The sequence below is a fragment of the Kocuria kalidii genome, assembly GCF_044462225.1.
Classification (GTDB): domain Bacteria; phylum Actinomycetota; class Actinomycetes; order Actinomycetales; family Micrococcaceae; genus Kocuria; species Kocuria kalidii.
On record NZ_JBISWJ010000102.1, the window covers coordinates 1 to 18216 of the forward strand.

The 18216-nt window shown below is 72.5% G+C and carries 15 protein-coding genes, 1 tRNA gene and 1 pseudogene; 8 read left to right on the forward strand and 9 right to left on the reverse strand.

All coding sequences use genetic code 11. The annotated features are described in order from the left end of the window. Both ACH9D3_RS15325 and ACH9D3_RS15330 read right to left on the reverse strand, forming a co-directional pair. Positions 1-1190: pseudogene (locus ACH9D3_RS15325) on the reverse strand (hypothetical protein); the annotation flags it as partial. Positions 1191-1210: 20 nt separating this feature from the next. Then, on the reverse strand, positions 1211-1867 hold the full coding sequence (locus tag ACH9D3_RS15330; RefSeq protein WP_396411591.1) for a hypothetical protein: 657 nt from the start codon (positions 1865-1867) through the stop codon (positions 1211-1213). Between the two features lie 172 nt (positions 1868-2039). On the opposite strand from ACH9D3_RS15330, the gene ACH9D3_RS15335 reads away from it, so the two are divergent. Further along, complete coding sequence (locus ACH9D3_RS15335) at positions 2040-2921, forward strand: alpha/beta fold hydrolase (protein ID WP_396411592.1); 882 nt, start codon at positions 2040-2042, stop codon at positions 2919-2921. Between the two features lie 201 nt (positions 2922-3122). Here the strand turns inward: ACH9D3_RS15335 and ACH9D3_RS15340 are convergent, their stop codons facing one another. The 3 genes from ACH9D3_RS15340 to ACH9D3_RS15350 form a co-directional block, all read right to left on the reverse strand. After that, a complete protein-coding gene (locus ACH9D3_RS15340) occupies positions 3123-3605 on the reverse strand; it encodes a hypothetical protein (protein WP_396411593.1) in 483 nt (160 codons plus the stop codon). Between the two features lie 444 nt (positions 3606-4049). Beyond that, positions 4050-4126, reverse strand: a tRNA-Thr gene (locus ACH9D3_RS15345). Between the two features lie 173 nt (positions 4127-4299). After that, on the reverse strand, positions 4300-5163 hold the full coding sequence (locus ACH9D3_RS15350) for a thioredoxin domain-containing protein (RefSeq protein WP_396411594.1): 864 nt from the start codon (positions 5161-5163) through the stop codon (positions 4300-4302). A gap of 165 nt (positions 5164-5328) precedes the next feature. Here ACH9D3_RS15350 and ACH9D3_RS15355 point away from each other — a divergent pair, with 165 nt between their 5' ends. The 3 genes from ACH9D3_RS15355 to ACH9D3_RS15365 all read left to right on the forward strand — a co-directional run bounded on the left by ACH9D3_RS15355 (position 5329) and on the right by ACH9D3_RS15365 (position 8902). Continuing rightward, the gene (locus ACH9D3_RS15355; protein ID WP_396411595.1) at positions 5329-6825 is read left to right on the forward strand and encodes a trehalose-6-phosphate synthase; all 1497 of its coding nucleotides are present in this window, start codon (positions 5329-5331) and stop codon (positions 6823-6825) included. Further along, on the forward strand, positions 6822-7631 hold the full coding sequence (gene otsB / locus ACH9D3_RS15360; protein ID WP_396411596.1) for a trehalose-phosphatase: 810 nt from the start codon (positions 6822-6824) through the stop codon (positions 7629-7631). The genes ACH9D3_RS15355 and otsB overlap by 4 nt, the downstream gene beginning before the upstream one ends. Before the next feature lie 134 nt (positions 7632-7765). Then, complete coding sequence (locus tag ACH9D3_RS15365) at positions 7766-8902, forward strand: sn-glycerol-3-phosphate ABC transporter ATP-binding protein UgpC (protein ID WP_396411597.1); 1137 nt, start codon at positions 7766-7768, stop codon at positions 8900-8902. 92 nt (positions 8903-8994) lie between these two features. On the opposite strand, the gene ACH9D3_RS15370 is transcribed toward ACH9D3_RS15365, so the two are convergent. Next, positions 8995-9198, reverse strand: a complete 204-nt coding sequence (locus ACH9D3_RS15370; protein ID WP_396401315.1) for a hypothetical protein — start codon at positions 9196-9198, stop codon at positions 8995-8997. 197 nt (positions 9199-9395) lie between these two features. Continuing rightward, positions 9396-10217 carry an SIS domain-containing protein gene (locus ACH9D3_RS15375; RefSeq protein WP_396411598.1) on the reverse strand — a complete coding sequence of 274 codons (822 nt, stop codon included), beginning with the start codon at positions 10215-10217 and terminating at the stop codon, positions 9396-9398. Between the two features lie 87 nt (positions 10218-10304). Between ACH9D3_RS15375 and ACH9D3_RS15380 the strand changes: the two genes are divergently transcribed. Next, positions 10305-11582 carry a DUF4032 domain-containing protein gene (locus ACH9D3_RS15380; RefSeq protein ID WP_396401317.1) on the forward strand — a complete coding sequence of 426 codons (1278 nt, stop codon included), beginning with the start codon at positions 10305-10307 and terminating at the stop codon, positions 11580-11582. A 19-nt stretch (positions 11583-11601) separates the two neighbouring features. On the opposite strand, the gene ACH9D3_RS15385 is transcribed toward ACH9D3_RS15380, so the two are convergent. Continuing rightward, on the reverse strand, positions 11602-12177 hold the full coding sequence (locus ACH9D3_RS15385) for a TetR/AcrR family transcriptional regulator (RefSeq protein WP_396401318.1): 576 nt from the start codon (positions 12175-12177) through the stop codon (positions 11602-11604). 38 nt (positions 12178-12215) lie between these two features. After that, positions 12216-14480, reverse strand: coding sequence for an HAD-IB family hydrolase (locus tag ACH9D3_RS15390; RefSeq protein ID WP_396411599.1), 2265 nt, complete (start codon positions 14478-14480; stop codon positions 12216-12218). A gap of 144 nt (positions 14481-14624) precedes the next feature. Here ACH9D3_RS15390 and ACH9D3_RS15395 point away from each other — a divergent pair, with 144 nt between their 5' ends. The 3 genes from ACH9D3_RS15395 to ACH9D3_RS15405 are packed head-to-tail and all read left to right on the forward strand — an operon-like array spanning position 14625 to position 17906. After that, positions 14625-15413, forward strand: coding sequence for an SDR family NAD(P)-dependent oxidoreductase (locus tag ACH9D3_RS15395; protein ID WP_396401320.1), 789 nt, complete (start codon positions 14625-14627; stop codon positions 15411-15413). Beyond that, positions 15410-16195: a 1-acyl-sn-glycerol-3-phosphate acyltransferase gene (locus tag ACH9D3_RS15400; protein ID WP_396411600.1), complete on the forward strand. Its 786-nt coding sequence runs from the start codon at positions 15410-15412 to the stop codon at positions 16193-16195. The genes ACH9D3_RS15395 and ACH9D3_RS15400 overlap by 4 nt, the downstream gene beginning before the upstream one ends. A gap of 37 nt (positions 16196-16232) precedes the next feature. Then, complete coding sequence (locus tag ACH9D3_RS15405) at positions 16233-17906, forward strand: FAD-linked oxidase C-terminal domain-containing protein (protein ID WP_396411601.1); 1674 nt, start codon at positions 16233-16235, stop codon at positions 17904-17906. Positions 17907-18216: the final 310 nt, after the last annotated feature.

Here is an 18216-nt window from a genome sequence, read left to right on the forward strand (position 1 = left end):
CGCTCCCAGCGCTGCTGACCCCACTTCTTCCCGATGGCGCCCTGGAGCCGCACCAGCTTCGCCCCCGTGGCGGGACTCCAGTAGATCGAGGTCCCACCCGAGTACGTCTGCCGGCACCCGTCCCCGACCATCCCGCACACCTCGTCGTTGACCGGAGCACCCAGTCCATCCGCCCCGCCGGCCGCGCTCCACCGCTGGCCCACCTCGCCCCCGGTGTGGACGTAGTGGGCGCCGTGGGCCGCGGTCCAGAGGACCGGCCCGTTCTCGTGCGGCCACTCCCAGCCGCCCGCCCACGGGCGCATTCCGCCGGTCGGCCCACCCGTGCGCGCGGACTCCCGGGCGGCGACCGCCTCGAGGGCCTCCCGGACCTCCGTGGGGACCTCGGTTGCGTCCTCCGGTGCCGCCGTCACGGCATCCTGCTCGTCGGCCTCCGGTGCGATCGGCAGCTCCTCGGCGGACTCCGGTCCCGGGGCACGGTCCTCCGCCGGCTCGGCACCGGACGTCGGCCCGTCCGAGACCGTGGGCTCCGCCGATCTCGTCGGTTCCTCCGAGGTCGTGGTGTCGGCAGAGGTGGCCGGGTCGGCGGAGACCGCCGGGGACGCCTCGCCCACGGGCTCCGGGGTCACCGTGAGCAGGGCGCGGGCCTCGGCGCCCGTGGCGCCCACCACGGTGTAGGCCACCTGCACCGACGGGGCGTCGTCCGGCAGGTCCGGAGCGGGCGTCAGGACGAGGACCGGGTGCCCGGGGACGTCGCGGCCCTCGGGGAGGGACCCGGTGTCCGCTGCCGAGGACACCACGCGCAGGGAGCCGAGGTCCGTGCGCAGCTCGTCGACGAGCTCGTCACCGGTCTCGTCGGCCGCGGGGTCCACGAGCAGGAGCCGGACCGCCGTGGGCTCCTCGAGCCGGTCGTTGGCCAGCACGTCGACGAGCGCGGTCGTCCCGGTCGGTGCGGTGAACGCGTCGTCCACCGGATCGGGCCGCGCGGTCGGTGCGGTGAACGCGTCGTCCACCGGATCGGGCCGCGCGGTCCCCGCGACGGTCGCCGCCGCGGCGTCGGGAGTCGTCGTCGGAGCGGCCGAGACGCCGGGCGCGGGAGCGGGCGGCGTGGCGGACGCCCCCGGGGCACCGGCGAGGACGACCGCGAAGCAGGCCGCGAACGCGGTGGGGAGGCGCAGAGCTGAGATCTTCATGGGGGTCCCTTGCTGGGCGTTCAGTCGGTGAACTCGACGTAGTGGTCGGGGTCGGTGTTGTCGAAGACGCGGACGGCCAGGTCCGCGTCGTGCGCCGCGGAGAAGGCGACCTCGAGGGAGGCGCTCTCTCCCGGGGCGACGACCGGGAAGGTCTCCATCGGCACGCCCAGCGAGTCGTCGAACGCGGGGGTCGCCGGCTCCTCGCCGACCACGGCGACCGGGAAGGACCACGGCACGGCGTCGACCGGGGCGGTGCCGGTGTTGGTGAGGGTCAGCGTGAACACCTGCACGTCCGTGCCGGGAGCGGCACGGACGGACCGCTCACCCGTGGTGCCGGGGCGGGGGCCGTCCACGACGGCCTCGAGGGAGTCGTCGAGGCGCTGGGCCGAGCCGAACGTCGCCGCGGCGTCCCGGGTGGAGGTGTCGTCGTACGGGGCCACGTCGTTGCCCGGAGGGAGTGCACTGTCCCGGGGCGCCTCGGGCGCGGGGGCGCCGCTCCCCTCGGCCGTCGGCCCGGTGCCGGCCGAGGAGGCGGCGGCGGTGGCGGTGGCGGTTGCAGTGGCGGTGGCGGCACCGGTCCCCGGGTCCTGGGCGCACCCCGCCAGGGCGACGACGAGCAGCGCCGCGCAGACGGTCCCGAACCGGCGGGCGGGCGGTGGGGGGAACGGATCTGTCATGAAAGGACTCCTCGACACGGTCCTGGAGGGACCGACCGGCACCGCGCCGCCTCCGGATGAGCGGTGGCGCGGTGCCGGTCGTTGGAAGTGACGGTACACCCGGTATTTGCATTAGTGACTTGCGTGACACCGTGTGGCGCGCCGTGTCCCGGCCGGGGCGATACTGGGCGTCATGGAGCGGACGGTGCGGGTGGACGAGCACTACGAGCTGTGGGTGGAGGAGACAGGAAGTCCCGAGGGCTCGCTCGTGCTCCTGGTGATGGGGGCCAACGCCTCCGGCGCGACGTGGCCGGACCAGCTCGTGGCCCGGCTGGGGGTCCGGCACCGCGTGGTGCGCTACGACCACCGCGACACCGGCCGGTCGACCCGCGCCTTCGCCGAGCACCCCTACGCGATCCGCGACCTCGCGCAGGACGCGGTCACGGTCCTGGACGCCCTCGGCGCAGGCCGGGCGCACGTGCTGGGCATGTCGATGGGCGGCACGCTCGTCCAGCTCCTCCTCCTCGACCACCCCGACCGGCTGCTCAGCGCCACGGTGCTGGCGACGGCCGCGCTCGGAAGCGGGCCGGCGGACCCGTCCGGTGCCGGCGCCCCGGACCTTCCCGGCCCCGATCCGCGCCTGCTGGAGCTGTGGCAGCACCTCACCGATCCACGTGGCCCCGAGGAGGAGATCGCGTGGCGCGTCGAGCACTGGCGGGTCCTCCACGGTGACGTGCTGCCGTTCGACGCGGACGAGTTCCGACGGCTGGAGGAGCGCGTCGTCGCGCACTCCGGAACGGCCGAGAACCCGGCGGCCCATGCCCTCGCGGACCAGTCCGGTCTGGACCGCGCCCGGGAACTGGCCGGCGTCACGGTGCCCGTGCTGGTCGTCGAGGCCCCCGAGGACCCGGTGAACCCGCCGCCGCACGCACAGCACCTCGCGTCGGTGCTCGGCGGTGCCCGCCTGGTCACGATCCCCGGCCTCGGCCACGCACTGCCGGCAAGGGTGCTCGAGCCCCTGGCCGACGCCGTCCTCGAGCACACGTCGGCGGTCGACGGAGGCCACTCCGGCTGAGGCCCCGCACAGGGAAGCGCCCCGTCCCCCACGGGACGGGGCGCTCGGCCCTCGTTCGGAGCCCTGTGCTGCGGACGGCTGCCGCGACCCCCGGTCGTCAGCAGCTCGTGGACGTCAGGACACCGGTGCCACGGCCCGGTGCCGGCGGCCGTCGTCCTGGTGCCCGCGCCGGGCGGGCCCGGGCCCGCCCGGCCTGCTCACTCAGTGGCCGCGGTGCTCGGCGTACCGCTTCTTGCCGTCCCGCTCGTCGTCCTCGTCGTCGTCCTTGTCGTCGTCGTCCTTGTCATCGTCCTTGTCGTCGTCGTCCTTGTCATCGTCCTTGTCGTCGTCGTCCCACCACTTGTCGTGGTCGTGGTGGTGCTTCCAGCCGTACTCGTCGTGGTGCCTCCACTTGCCGTCGTCCTCGTCGTCGTCCTCGTCGAAGTCGTGCCAGAACCACACGCCCTTGTGGAGGTACCACTTCCCGTCGTCCTCGTCGTACTCGTCCTCGCAGTACTCGTCGTAGGCCCACCAGCTCCGGTAGACCTTGTCGTCCTCCTCGCAGTAGACCCTGTGGTTGTTGCTGTCGCCGTTCTTCTCGTGGTCGTGTCCACCGCCGTGCGCCGCCGCCGGTCCGGCGAGCGATCCACCGAGAAGGACGGTCGCGACGGCCGTGCTGGCAAGGGTTTTCCGCAGAGTGCTCATTGTTGCTCCCGTGAAATGGGCATGGCATCAAGGTCGTCATGCGTGTCGAATGACCAGGGACCGGGACAAGCGGCCCCACCTGGGAATCAGGTAGGAACACGGTAGGAGCGGCCCGAGACACGGTTCAAGCCCCGGACCGGGGACTCCGTCATCACAGTTCTGTCTCGTCGGCCCACCGACGCGGCGGGACGAGCCCGCGGTCCGCCGGAGCGACCCGTTTCCGATCGGAACCCCGGCGGGCGTCGGGAGCAGGACCGGGGAAACCCTGCGACGACGGGGATCGTTCAGGGATCAGTTCCCGAAGGCACACACTGGTCGGGAACACGGTCGATGAAACCGCCCATTCACGTCGCAGCGAGGAACCGGCAGGCGCATGCTGCCCGTCGCGAGCTCTCGGCGACACATGACGTCACGGATGGTCGCGACCGCAACGGCACGGAGCGGTGGAGCCCCCTACCGGATTCGAACCGGTGACCCCCTGTTTACAAGACAGGTGCTCTGGCCAGCTGAGCTAAGGAGGCGGAGCCGACCCCGGTCACCCTGGCAGGTGCGGCCCGGGCGGCCGGTCACCCAGGATATCGGACGCGTCTCGGGACCCCTAAATCCCGTGCGCACCGGGAGGGCCCGCACCGCGCGACGGCGCCGCACCCCGGGGAGGGGACGCGGCGCCGTCGCGGCACTGCGGAACGGCGACCTACTCCTTGGCCTCGACGGCCGCGTCCAGGGCGTCCTGGAAGGGCTCGTTGCCGAGCCGCTCGCCGTCGATGAACACCGTCGGGGTGCCGGACACGCCGTTGGCCAGGGACTCCTGCGAGACCACGTTGACCATGGGCCGCCACGTGTTCTCCTCGAGCGCCGTCGCGATGTCGGCGCCGTGCGAGGCCGCGATCTCCACCAGCTGCTCGTCGTCCAGGCCACCGGTGCCCTGGTGGGAGAAGACCTCCTCGACGAAGGCGCGGTACTCCTCGGCGGACGCCTGGTTGCCCACCTCGTAGGCGGCGGCCGCGGCCCGGGAGGAGTACTGCGTCGGCGTCGCCCGGTCGAGGAAGTTCAGGTTGCGGTACTCGAGGACGATGTCCCCGGAGGTCACGGCCTCCTCGAGCGCGTCCGCGTTCTCGGCCTCGAAGTCGGCGCAGTGCACGCACTCGAAGTCCTGGAAGATCACGACCTGGACGGGCTCGTCGTCGCGGGACGCCTCGACGCCCGGCGGGACGGCGGACGCGTCCGGGGTCTCCGGGGCCTCGGGGACCTCGCCGAGATCGCGCTCCTGGACCTCGGACTCGCCCGTGCGGATGCCGTCGGCCGTCAGCACCGTGCCGCCCCACTGGTTGGCGCTGGCGGGCACGGGCCCGGCCTCGGGGATCTGCTGGGCACGGTTCTGCGCGACGACGATGCCGATCACCGCGACGATCACGAGGACCAGGGCGAGGATGCCGAACTGCAGGAGCCGGCGGGAACGCTTGTCCTGCCGTGCGTGCTGGTCCGCGACCTGCCGCGCCCGCTCACGGGCGGCGTCGCGGTTCCGGGGGTCGGGGGTCGTGCTGCTGCTGGAAGCCATGGGTCCTCTTCGGATGATCCTGGGGGGCGGATGCGGACGTGTCGTCGCCCAGATTATCGGACCCCCTCCCGGGCCGCCGACTCAGGAGATCACCAGGCGGAACCATGAGCACACTGACGAATAGACTGCTGGCAGGACGACGACGACCCATCGGAAGGACTCCTCGTGAGTGCAGAGCAGACCCCCACCGCCGCATCGGCCGATCCGGAGCAGGCGCCGGGGACGGACGTGCCCCGGGAGACCGGCTACGACTTCGTGGTCGTCTCCAACCGCCTGCCCGTCGAGCGCGTCGTCGAGGACGGGGAGTCCTCCTGGCGCCGCTCCCCCGGAGGCCTCGTGGCCGCCCTGTCCCCCGTCATGGCCCGCAACGCCGGCGCGTGGGTGGGCTGGCACGGCGCCGCGGACGAGACGCTCGAACGGTTCGACCACGACGTGTTCCACCTGGCGCCGGTCCCGCTGTCCACCGGGGAGGTCGAGGCGTACTACGAGGGCTTCTCCAACGCGACCCTGTGGCCCCTCTACCACGACGTCATCGCGCCGCCGGAGTTCCACCGCACGTGGTGGAACTCCTACCGGCGGGTCAACCGCCGTTTCGCGGAGCGCACCGCCGAGATCGCCGCGGAGAACGCCACCGTGTGGGTGCAGGACTACCAGCTGCAGCTGGTCCCCAGGCTGCTCCGGGATCTGCGGCCGGACCTCACGATCGGGTTCTTCAACCACATCCCGTTCCCTCCCCTGGAGATCTTCGCGCAGCTGCCCTGGCGGCGGGCCGTCCTCGACGGCCTCTCGGGCGCGGACCTCATCGGCTTCCAGCGCCCCGGCGACGCGCAGAACTTCCAGCGCTGCATGCGGCGGTTCCTGGACGTGCCGTTCAGGAACGGCGAGGCCCGCATCGGCGACGACGACACCGCGTGGACCGTCCACGCGAAGTCCTACCCCATCTCCATCGACGCCGAGGCGATCCAGGAGCTGGCCTCCCGACCCGAGATCAAGGAGCGTGCGCGGGAGATCCGGCACGAGCTCGGCGACCCCGAGACGGTGTTCCTGGGGGTCGACCGCCTCGACTACACCAAGGGCATCCTGCACCGCATCAAGGCCTACGGGGAGCTGCTGCAGGACGAGAAGCTGACCGTGGGGCCGTCGGTGCTGGTCCAGGTGGCCAATCCGTCGCGCGAGCGGGTGGAGTCCTACGTCCAGCTGCGGGAGGACGTGGAGGGTCTCGTGGGCCACCTCAACGGCCAGCACGACACCATCTCGCACACGGCGATCCGCTACCTGCACCACGGCTATCCGTTCGAGGAGATGGTGTCGCTGTACCTGGCGACCGACGTCATGCTCGTGACCTCCCTCCGGGACGGGATGAACCTGGTGGCCAAGGAGTACGTCGCGGCGAAGACGGACGGGACCGGGACCCTGGTCCTCTCGGAGTTCACGGGCGCCGCCGAGCAGCTCAAGCAGGCGCTCCTGGTCAACCCGCACGACATCGACGGGCTCAAGGACTCGATGCTGCGGGCCAAGGACATGCCCGCGGCCGAGGCGAAGAAGCGGATGCGCTCGATGCGCCGGCAGGTGCTGGGCAACGACGTCAACGACTGGTCCGAGGAGTTCCTGCGGGACCTCGCCCGCACCCGCCCCGGCGCCACCGGGGAGGAGGAGCTGTGACCGCCCGGCACGACGACACCCGCCCGACGCTCGAGGACGACCTCGCCCGGGCGGCGGAGGCCGAGGTCCTGCTGGTCGCCCTGGACTTCGACGGCACCCTGGCACCGTTCACGGAGGACCCGGAGGACAGCCGCGCACTGCCGGAGGCCCAGTCCGCGCTCGAGGAGCTGCTGGCGCTGGAGCACACGTACGTGGCCGTCGTCTCGGGCCGGCCCCTGCGGTTCCTGCGCTCCGTGGTGGACCCGGCCGGCCGGATGCTCCTCTCCGGGTCGCACGGGGCGGAGCTGCACCTCGACGCCCTGGGCGAGGCGGCCGCGGACACCGAGCTGCGGCTCTCCCCGGCCCAGCAGGAGCTGCTGGCCCGCGCCACCGCCCTCGTGGAGGCGCAGGTGGCCCGGTACCCGGGGGCCCAGCTGGAGCGCAAGCCCACGGGGGCCGCCTTCCACACCCGCACGATGACGGACCAGTCGCTGTGCGCCCGGGCGGAGGAAGAGATGATCGGGGAGTTCGAGCGGCTCGACGGCCTGAAGATCACCCCCGGCCAGCACGTGGTCGAGTCCTCGGTGCACTCCGCGACGAAGGGGGAGGGCATCACGGCGTTCATGCGGGCCACCGGTGCCGACGTCACCCTCTTCGCGGGTGACGACGTCACGGACGAGAACGCGATGCGCGAGCTGGGCCCCGCCGATCTCGGCATCAAGGTGGGAACGGGGCGGAGCGTGGCCGCGCACCGGGTCGGCTCCCCCGCGGAGCTGGCCGCGGCCCTGAACCGGCTCGCCGGCCTGCGACGCGGCGCGCCGGGGTGACCTCGGATGACGGCGCGGCGATGGCGGTGGCGCCCGCGGAGTGATTAGGATCACTGTGGTCCCCGTCACCTGACGGGACAGCTCTTCTCCTTCGGATCGTCCGGCACGTGCCTGCCGGGAAAGAGGCTTGAACCATGTCTTCTGTGCGCTACGCCAACGTGACCTGTCAGTACCCCGGGGCCGAGAGCCCCTCGGTCACCGACCTGAACCTCGACATCGCCGACGGGGAGTTCCTCGTCCTCGTCGGGCCCTCCGGGTGCGGGAAGTCCACCACCCTGCGGATGCTCGCCGGCCTCGAGGAGGTCACCGGCGGCAACATCTACATCGGGGACCGCGACGTCACCGACGTCCCCTCCAAGGACCGCGACATCGCGATGGTGTTCCAGAACTACGCCCTCTACCCGCACATGACGGTCGCCGAGAACATGGGCTTCGCCCTGAAGATCGCCAAGATCTCCGCCGAGGAGCGCCGCCGGCGGGTCGAGGAGGCCGCCAAGATCCTGGACCTCACCGACTACCTCGACCGCAAGCCCAAGGCCCTGTCCGGCGGGCAGCGCCAGCGGGTGGCCATGGGCCGCGCCATCGTGCGCTCCCCGCAGGTGTTCCTGATGGACGAGCCGCTGTCCAACCTGGACGCGAAGCTGCGCGTGCAGACCCGCACCCAGATCGCCTCCCTCACCCGCCGGCTCGGCGTCACCACCGTCTACGTCACCCACGACCAGGTCGAGGCGATGACCATGGGCGACCGGGTCGCGGTCCTGAAGGACGGGCACCTGATGCAGGTCGACACCCCGCGCAACCTCTACGACCGCCCGGCCACGGAGTTCGTCGCCGGGTTCATCGGCTCCCCGGCGATGAACCTCTTCCGCGCCCCCGTCACCGGGGACACCCTGCAGCTGGGCACCGTGTCCGTCCCGCTCACGCCCGCCCAGCGCCAGGCGCTGACCGGGGACAAGGTCACCATCGGGATCCGCCCCGAGGACCTGCACCCCGCCCCCGAGGGCACCGGGCTGCCGATCGAGGCCGACGTGGTCGAGGAGCTCGGCGCCGACGCGTTCGTCTACGGCCACCTCGCCCCGGTCACCGCCGCCAACACGGTGGTCCCGGTCGACGCGACCACCGGCACCGAGGACGACCCCACCGCCCACGAGTTCATCGTCCGGGTCGAGGGCCGCACCCCGCCCCGGGCCGGCACCACCGTGTGGGTCGCCCCGAACCTCGAGCACGTCCACCTCTTCGACGCCGCCACCGGCAGGCGCCTCCCCGACTGACCCGCGCCTCCCCAGGCGTCCGGTCCGACGGCGGCCGGGCATCCGCCGGACGTGCCGCGGCCCCCNGGGGGCCGCGGCGCGTCCGGAACCGGTCAGTCGCCGGCGGGGTGGTCGGCCAGCACCTGCTCGACGAGCTCGGGGTCGGCGTCCTGGACGTCCCAGTTGCCGGTGCGGTCGTGGTAGTCCTGGGCCGCGGCCGTCACGTTGTAGCGGCTGGCGTCGCGCGGAGGATCGGCGTGCTCGAGCACGTGGATGAGATGGGTCTCGGCCTGGGCGAGCGCCTGAGGATCGTGCATGGCGGGTTTCCTTTCGATACGGATCGGGTCGCTCCCGAGCCGGAACAATCAGCCGACTGACGAATTCTAGCGGACGAATCGCACCGATGCACCGGCCGCTCCGCGGCGATCCGGTCCTCCGCGCACCGACGCCGGGCCCGCGTGCACCGGCACACGGCACGGCGTCCTCCCGGAGGGCATCGGTCGCTGCCGCACCCTCAGCGCAGGTCCAGCTCCTCGAGCTCCTCGTAGAGCTCGGCCGCCCGGCCCACCCGTCGCCGGCCCTCCGGCCCCGTGGCGGCGAGCACCCCGTCGGCGAGCACCGACACGAGGCTCATGGCCGCCGCGTAGGAGTCGAAGGGACCCGCGCTGTCGAGGGGGCACTCCACCCACAGGTCCACGGCGGACGCGTGACGCCGAGCCGTGCTGTCCGCGACGAGGACGGTCTGCGCCCCCGTGGCGGCACAGGCCTCCACGAGGCGCTCGAAACCGCGGGGGCGCCGCCGGAAGCCGAGGAGCACGACGACGTCGCCCGGGCCCACGTCCACGAGCTCCTCGCCGAGGGTCTGCCCCGGCAGCGGGGCGAGCCGGACCCCGCCCCGGGCCTGCTGCAGCTGCTGCTTCAGGTGCAGGGCCACCGGATAGCTGTTGCGCATGCCCACGAGCAGGACGGTGCCCGCGTCCGCGAGCGCGCGCACGGTCCTGGTCCGACGCTCGTCCCCCGCCGGGTCCAGGGCCCGGCGCAGGTTCTTCAGCTCCTGCTCGAGGTGCTGGTTCGGCTCCGGGCCCGCGTCCGGTCCGAGGGGCACGCCCTGCTGGCGCAGGCTGCGTGCCGTCTCCCGGAGCTCGGTGAAGGACTCGTAGCCCAGGTGCCGGTACAGCCGCGAGAGGGTGGCCCGCGAGACGCCGCTCATCTGCGCCAGCTCCGCCGAGCTGTACAGGGCGAGGTCGTCCAGGTGGTCCAGGATCAGGTCGGCCGCCCGCTGCTCCTGCGGGGACAGCCCGGCGTAGTGCGCGTGGATGCGCTGTTCGATCGACACGTCCACCACCCTAGCCACCCGGGGCACCGGACGCGGGGACCGCCCGCCCCGGCGACCGGTCCGCCCCGGTTGCTAGCATGGCCCGTTATGAAGGGTTTCCTCGGCCCACACCTCCCCCTCGCACCCCAGGACGGACCCGCCCCCGGCGGAGGATCCGCAGGGGTCTCGATCCAGACGGCCTTCCCGGACGCCGTGCTCCTCGAGCTGCCGTGGGACGTCCCCCTCGAGCAGTGGCCGGAGGACGTCCTCGCGGCCTTCCCCCGCGGGATCTCCCGGCACGTCGTGCGCTTCGCCCACGCGGGCGAGAAGGTCGTCGCCGTCAAGGAGACCGTCCCCCACTACGCGCGGCACGAGTACACGACGCTGCGCCGGCTGCAGCGCATGGGCATCCCCTCGGTGGTGCCCGACTCCGTCGTCACGGACCGCTACTCCCCCGGGGGCGAGCTGCTGCCGGCCGCCCTGGTGACGGACCACCTGAGCTTCTCGCTGCCCTACCGCGCCATCTTCTCCGCGGGCCCCAGCGCCGCCACGGTCGAGCGGCTCGTGGACGCGCTCGCCTCGCTCATCGTGCAGCTGCACCTCTCCGGCTTCTACTGGGGCGACGTCTCCCTCTCCAACACGCTGTTCCGCCGGGACGCCGGCGCGTTCGCCGCCTATCTGGTGGACGCGGAGACGGGCGAGATCCACCCGAGGCTCACCCGCGGCCAGCGCGGGTACGACATCGAGCTCGCCCGCACCAACGTGGCCGGGGAGATCATGGACCTCCTCGCCGGAGCCGCCGAGGAGGGCCACGACATCGCCGACGTGGTGGATCCCTTCGAGGTCTCCGACCGGCTCGTCGCCACCTACGACTTCCTCTGGCGCGAGCTGACGGTCGAGGAGTCCTTCAGCATGGACGAGCGCTGGCGCGTGGTGGAGCGGGTGCGCCGGCTCAACGACCTCGGCTTCGACGTCGAGGAGGCCTCCATGGACACCGTCGACGGACGGATCCGGCTGCGCCCGCAGGTGGTGGAGCCCGGCCACCACACCCGCCGCCTGCAGCGGCTCACCGGCCTGCGGACGCACGAGAACCAGGCGCGGAGACTGCTGACCGACATCGCCCAGCTGGGGCAGGACCTCTATCCGGGCCTGCCCGAGGACCTCATCGCCCAGCTGTGGATGCGGGAGGTCTTCTCCCCGATCATGGAGGCGGTCACCCCGCCGATGCGCCGCAAGCTCGAGCCCGCCGAGATCGTGCACGAGGTGCTCGAGCACCGGTGGTTCCTCTCCGAGCGCGCCGGCAAGGACGTGCCGACCCTCGCGGCGGTCGAGGACTACGTGGCCTCGCAGCTGTCCGGGCGCCCGGACGAGCGCGAGGTCTTCTGAGCCCGGCGTCCGGACGCGCTCAGGGCCGGTGGGCCTCGAGCACCCCGGTCAGGGTCCGGTGGACCCGCCGGGGCCAGTCGTCCTCCAGGCTCCCGTACCGGGCGACGTGGGAGTAGGCGGAGCCCAGCACGAAGTCCAGGAGGACGTCGACGTCCAGGTCCGGGCTCAGCCGCCCCGCCGCGGTCTCCGCGGCGAAGAGCTCCTTGAGCCGTGCCACGCGCGGCCGGACCAGGTGCGCCCGCAGGATGCGCGAGGTCTCGGAGTCCGGGTCGCTCAGCAGGGACACCGCCACGCCGATGCCCATGTCGCGGAGCAGGAAGTCCAGGGCCTCGGCGAGTCCCTCGTCCCAGCTCGCCGGGGCGGTGGGCCGCTGCGGCGAGTACGTGGACACGGCGTCCTCGAGGACGCCCTCGAGCATCTCCAGGCTGTTGGCGTAGCGGCGGTAGATCGACGTCTTCGCCACCCCGGACACCGCCGAGACCGCCTCGATGCTCACCCGGTGCGGTCCGCCCTCCCGCAGGAGCGCGAGCGCCGCCGCGGTGATCTTCTTGTCGGTGGTGACGGTCCGCGGATCGGCACGGTCGTCCTCGCCCATCGCTGACCCCTCCCGCTCGCCGTCCGCCGCCGGAGCGCTCAGGCGGTCTTCCAGTCCTCGATGGGCCAGTGGTTCTTCTTGGCCAGCCGGTACAGGGGCAGGTCAGGGTTGACCGTGTAGGGGTGCCCCACGAGCTGCAGCCAGCTGGCGTCCGCGTGGGAGTCCCCGTAGCCGTAGGAGCGGGACAGGTCGTACCCGCCCTGCTCGGCGTACTTCTTGAGCCACTGGGCGCGCGCCTCGTCGACCAGCGGCGGAGTGGCGAGGTAGCCGGTCATCACGCCGTCGCGCTCGTCCATCCGGCCCGCCACGACCTCGTCGAAGAGGTGGGCGATAGGCTCCACGAGCAGGTCGATGGACCCGGTGACCAGCACGGTCCGGTGTCCCGCGGCCCGGTGCTCCTCGATCCGGGTCAGTGCCCCGGGGCGCAGCAGCCGCCGCATGTCCTGCCCGAGCGGGCCGGCCACCTGCTCCCGCACGGTCCCCGCGGTCACGCCCCGGTAGCGGCGCATGAACGTGCGGATGAACTCGCCGCGGTCCCGCTTCTCGGCCTTCAGGTAGGTCGGGGCGCTCGAGACGAGGTCGGCGACCTCCGCGGGCCACTTCGCGAGGTGCAGCGTCCGCCGGCGCAGCTGCAGGTACTGGTGGATGACCGTGGAGTCCAGGACGGTGCCCTCGAGGTCGAAGACCGCGAGCACGTCCGTGCCCTCCCGCAGGCCCCGCTTGGCGGCACCGCGCCGCTTGGAGGCCGACCGGAGCCGGCCGTAGGCCTGGGTCATCTCGGTCAGGGCCGGCATGTGCACGTTCTGCCAGTAGTCGCTCCAGTCGATGGACCGGACGTCGAAGGTGCGGTCCTCGGGCGTGCCGGCCGGAAGGGAGGCGTTGAGCTGGCGGGTGCGGGCGTCGTCGAAGATCATCTCGGTGCGGGTGTAGGCCTGGTACAGGTCCATGAAGGTCCGCAGGGAGCCCAGGGAGGACTGCGCGCGGTGCAGCGAGGTCGCCCACCCGCGGGTCCGGGCCGTCGCCGGGAGCACCGTGGTGAGCTTCCCGCCCGCGGCCGTGAGCCGCTCCTTCACGGCCAGCGAGCGCTCCACGACGTTGTTGGCGGGGAACCTCCACTCGGGGACCCGGATCGGCTCGCCGTCGTCGTCCTGGAGCGGGTGGGCGAGGAAGAACGTCCGGACGTAGTCGTACATCCGGTGGATCGGCAGCGGGTTGGAGGCTCCCGAGCAGACCTGGTAGTAGCCGGGGGCCGGGGCCGGGGCCGGGTCGCCCTCGGCGGTGGTCCCGCCCGACGGTGTCCGGTGGCCGCCCACGGCCAGTGCCACGATCGCGTTGACCACGAAGTCGACCGGGACCACGTCGAGCACCGAGTCCGGCAGACCCGGGAACTCCGGCAGCGCGCCCTTGCCGTAGGCCATGATCAGCGGGTCCGCCACCTTGTACCCGTCAATCCACCCCGGGTACGGGTGGCGCAGTGCCGACTCGATGATGGAGGGACGGACCACGGACAGACGGTGGCCCCCGGCCGCCCACTTCTGCTCCGCGACGCGCTCTCCCAGGGCCTTGGTGAACGTGTAGACGTCGGTCCAGCCGAGCGACTGCGCCCGGGTCCGCCCGTACTCGACCAGCCGGGTCCGGATCCACTCCTCGCGGGCCGTCTCCGCGGCACGGGCCACCGACTTGGGGCCCTCCTTGCCGTGGCTCACCGTGGCGTCCTGGATGAGGGCCTGCAGCCGTTCCGGGGTGCGGGAGGCCATCTCCGCCTCGTCGCGCGCCCGCTGGGCGGCCTCGAACTCGGCGGCCCAGTCGACGTCGTGGTCCACGGGCGCCTCGGGTCGCAGGCCCTTGGCGATCCCGCCCACGTAGCAGGTGGAGACGTGGATGACGTGCGGGTCCTGCCCGGAGGCCAGGAGCGCGTCGTAGAGCCCCGTGGCGCCTCCGACGTTCGTGCTGAAGGACTGGTCGATGGGCGGGTCGAAGGACACCGCGGACGCGGAGTGGATGACCACGTCGAACGGTTCCGTGATGTCCGCGAGCGCGGAGAGGTCGCCCTCCAGGACCGCGGTGCGCTCGGCGAAGACCCGCCCGGCCTCCTCGTCGCCCACGGCCGTGCGCCACGGGCGGAACGCGGGCTTGCGCAGCAGCTGCCGCAGCCGCTGCTCACCGCTGATGCTGCCCCGCGGCCGGACGACGGCGGTGACGTGCACCCCCTCGTGGGCGGACAGCAGCCGTTCGAGCACCGCCTGCCCCAGGAAGCCGGTGGCTCCCGTCAGCAGGACGCGCGTGGTGGGGGTCTCGGTCAACGGTGTTCCTCCGGGTGGTGTGCTGGTCCGCCGCCGGTGCGGACGGGGGGCTGCGGGCCGGTCCGGCACGGCGGACGACGACGGCGCCCCGCGAACGGACCGCACCCGACTACGCTACGGCTACCGTAGTGTAGCCTAGATCTCATGCTTACCGCTCTCGTGACCGGGGGGACGTCCGGCATCGGCGCCGCGTTCGCCGAGGCCCTGGCCCGCCGGGGAAATGCACTCGTCCTGGTGGCCCGCGACGCGGACCGCCTCGAGCAGACGGCGTCCCGGCTGCGCTCGGAGCACGGCGTGGCCGTGGAGGTCCTGACCGCCGACCTCGCCGACCGCGCCGACGTGGACCGCGTCGCGGCCCGTGTCGAGGACCCGGAGCGTCCCGTGGACGTGCTCGTCAACAACGCCGGCTTCTCCGTGAAGACCCGCTTCTCCGACCCGGACACCGGAGCCCACGACCGCGGGTTCGAGGTGATGTGCCGAGCCGTGCTGGTGCTCTCCTCCGCCGCGGCCCGGGCGATGACGGCGCGCGGCTCCGGCTGGATCATCAACGTCTCCTCCACCGCGGGGCTGGTCACCATGGGCTCGTACTCGGCGATCAAGGCCTACACGACCGCGTTCACCGAGGCGCTGGCCGTCGAGCTCGACGGGACGGGAGTGCACGTCACGGCGCTGTTGCCCGGCTGGGTGCGCACGGAGTTCCACGAGCGCGCCGGGATCAGCGGCTCCTCGATCCCCGCCTTCATGTGGCTCAGCCCCGAGCGCGTCGTCGAGGAGGCCCTCGACGACGTCGCGCGCGGCAAGGTGCTCTCGATGCCCACCAAGCGCTACCGGGTCCTCGGGTTCGCGCTCCGCCACCTCCCGAGGTCCGCCGTCCGGCGGATCTCCGGGATGGTCGCCTCCGCCCGCCAGAAGGAACGGGCGGAGGGGTCGTGAAGCGCCGCGAGCACGAGGACCCGGTCCCCGTCCGGCGCTCCATCGACGGCGGGGGCGGCTCCTCGTCCGGCGAGCCCGCTCCGCCCGCCCCGCCGGCCTCGTCCGTGCAGCTGGATCCGGAGCGCTTCCGCGACCCGCGGCGCCGGCTGGCCCGCCGGATCGCCCAGCGGGTGTTCCTGCACGGACTCGCGTACCGCACGGTGCGCCGCACGGTCGTCACCCACCCGGCGGCCGCGGCCCTCGACGGCCCCTGCATCGTGGTGGCCAACCACTCCAGCCATCTCGACGCCCCCCTCGTCGTCGGCTCCGTGCCCCCGCGGGTCCGCCGGAACCTGGCGACCGGGGTGGCCGCGGACTACTTCTTCACCGCACCCCACAAGCGCATGTTCACCGAGCTCATCTTCAACGCGTTCCCGGTCGACCGCACCGGCACGGGGGCGAACCGCGGGCTGTCCAAGCAGCTCCTGAAGGCGGACGTCCCGTTGCTCGTCTTCCCCGAGGGGACGCGCTCCCGCACGGGCCGGATGGCGTCGTTCAAGATCGGCGCCGCCGGCCTCGCCAAGGCCGTGGGCGTGCCGGTGCTCCCGGTCGCCCTGATCGGGGCGCACGAGGCCATGCCGCACGGCACGCGGTGGCCGCGCCGCGGCCGTCCGAGCGTGGTGGTGGCCGTCGGCGAGCCCCTCGCCGCGCGCCCGAAGGAGCCCACCGCCGCCTTCAACGAGCGCATCGAGGCGTCCGTGCGCGCGCTCTACGCCGAGCACCGCCCGCGCATCGACGCCTGAGCGTCCCCCACCCGAGAACCAGGAGAGTACTGCGCCAATGGCACACGTGAAGCACATGAAGTGGTGGGGCTGGGGTGAGGAGGGCGTGCACTTCGAGTACGCGAACAAGCCGGCCTTCGCCCCGTTCGTCAAGAAGGCCCTGGACGTCGACCTGCGCCCCCGGCAGCGTGACACCATCGACTTCTCCACGGTGAGCGTCCCGGCCTCCCGGGCGGCGGACTCCCTCCTGGAGTCGCTGTCCGCCGTCACCGGGGCCGAGCACCTGACCGTGGACGACGAGCTGCGGATCGTGCACTGGGCCGGCAAGTCCGTCACCGAGCTGCTGCTCACCCGCGCGGGCGACTTCGCGCGGGTGCCCGACGTGGTCGTGTACCCGGGCTCCGAGGACGAGGTCTCCCAGGTGCTGCGGCTGGCGGTCGAGCACAACCTGGTGGTCATCCCCTTCGGCGGCGGAACGTCCATCTCGCGCAGCCTGCAGCCCGATCCCGCTGAGGAACGGACGATCGTCTCCCTGGATCTGGGCCGGATGAACCAGGTGCTGTCCATCGACGAGACCTCCGGGCTGGCCACCATCCAGGCCGGCGTCCTGGGGCCCGACATGGAGGAGCAGCTCAACGCCCGCGGGTGGACACTGGGCCACTTCCCCGACTCCTTCACCCACTCGACCCTCGGCGGCTGGGCGGCCACGCGCTCCTCGGGGATGCAGTCCGACAAGTACGGGGACATCGCGGACATCGTGCGCGGTCTGCGGGTGGTGCGCCCCGGGGGCACCGTGGTGCTGCGTCCCCTCCCCTCCACGTCGACGGGGCCGAGCCTGCGCGAGATGATCATCGGCTCCGAGGGCAGGCTCGGCGTGATCACCCAGCTCGACGTGCACGTCCACCGGATCGCCGAGCGGCGCGAGGTCATCGCGTACATGTTCCCCACGTGGCAGCAGGCCCTGATCGCGATGCGCGGCATCGCCCGGTCCGGGGTCAGCACCACGTTCGCCCGGGTGTCCGACGCCAACGAGACGGCGTTCTCCCTGTCCACCCAGAAGGCCCCCGCCACCCTGAAGAAGAAGGTCACGGCGAAGGGCCAGGACCTCCTGTGGGAGCTCATGCGGCGCCGCGGCTGGGACACCGATGCCATGTGCATCGCCTACGTGTGCTTCGAGGGGACCGCGTCGGAGGTCGAGGGCCGGAAGAAGACGGTGTCCGGCATCGTGAAGAAGCAGGGCGCCTTGGTGCTCGGGGCGGGGCCCGGGGCCCTCTACGACCAGAAGAAGTTCGACACCCCGTACCTGCGGGACTTCCTGCTCGAGCAGAGCACGATCGGTGACGTCTCCGAGACCGCCGCACCGTGGTCCCGGCTCACCACCGTGCACCAGACGGTCTACGAGGCGGCGCACCGGGCCTTCGCGTCGCAGGGCAAGACGGGGTGGATCATGTCCCACATGTCGCACTCCTACCATGCCGGGGCCTGCCTCTACTTCACCTTCGGGTACGAGATCGGCGAGGACCCGCACGGCGAGTACGCCGCCATCAAGGGAGCCGTCCAGCAGGCCTTTCTGGACGCCGGCGGGACCCTCTCGCACCACCACGGCGTGGGTCTGGAGCACAGCCCCTGGATGGAGCAGGACGTCTCCCCCGAAGGCGTGCAGCTCATGCGCAGCCTCTTCGCCGCGGCGGATCCGGGCGGGAACTTCAATCCGGGGAAGATCGTGGACTGAACCCCTCCCCTGCACGAGAACAGGCCCGCACCGTTGCCGGTGCGGGCCTGTTGCTGTCCGGGGGACTCCCGTTCCGCCGGCGCTGCGGGTGCCGACGGGACTGCTGGTGCCGAAGCGGCTGCTGGTGCCGACGCGGCATGGCGTGCGCAGCGCCCCGCACGCACGCAGGCCCCGCCGTTGCCGGCGGGGCCTGCTGCTTCTCCTGCACCCGGGATGTGCCGTTTAATGTGGGGAGCCCCCGCACACGGTGTGTGCGGGGGCTCGACCCTTCTTCGGTGTGGTCCGGCGGTGTCCTACTCTCCCACACCCT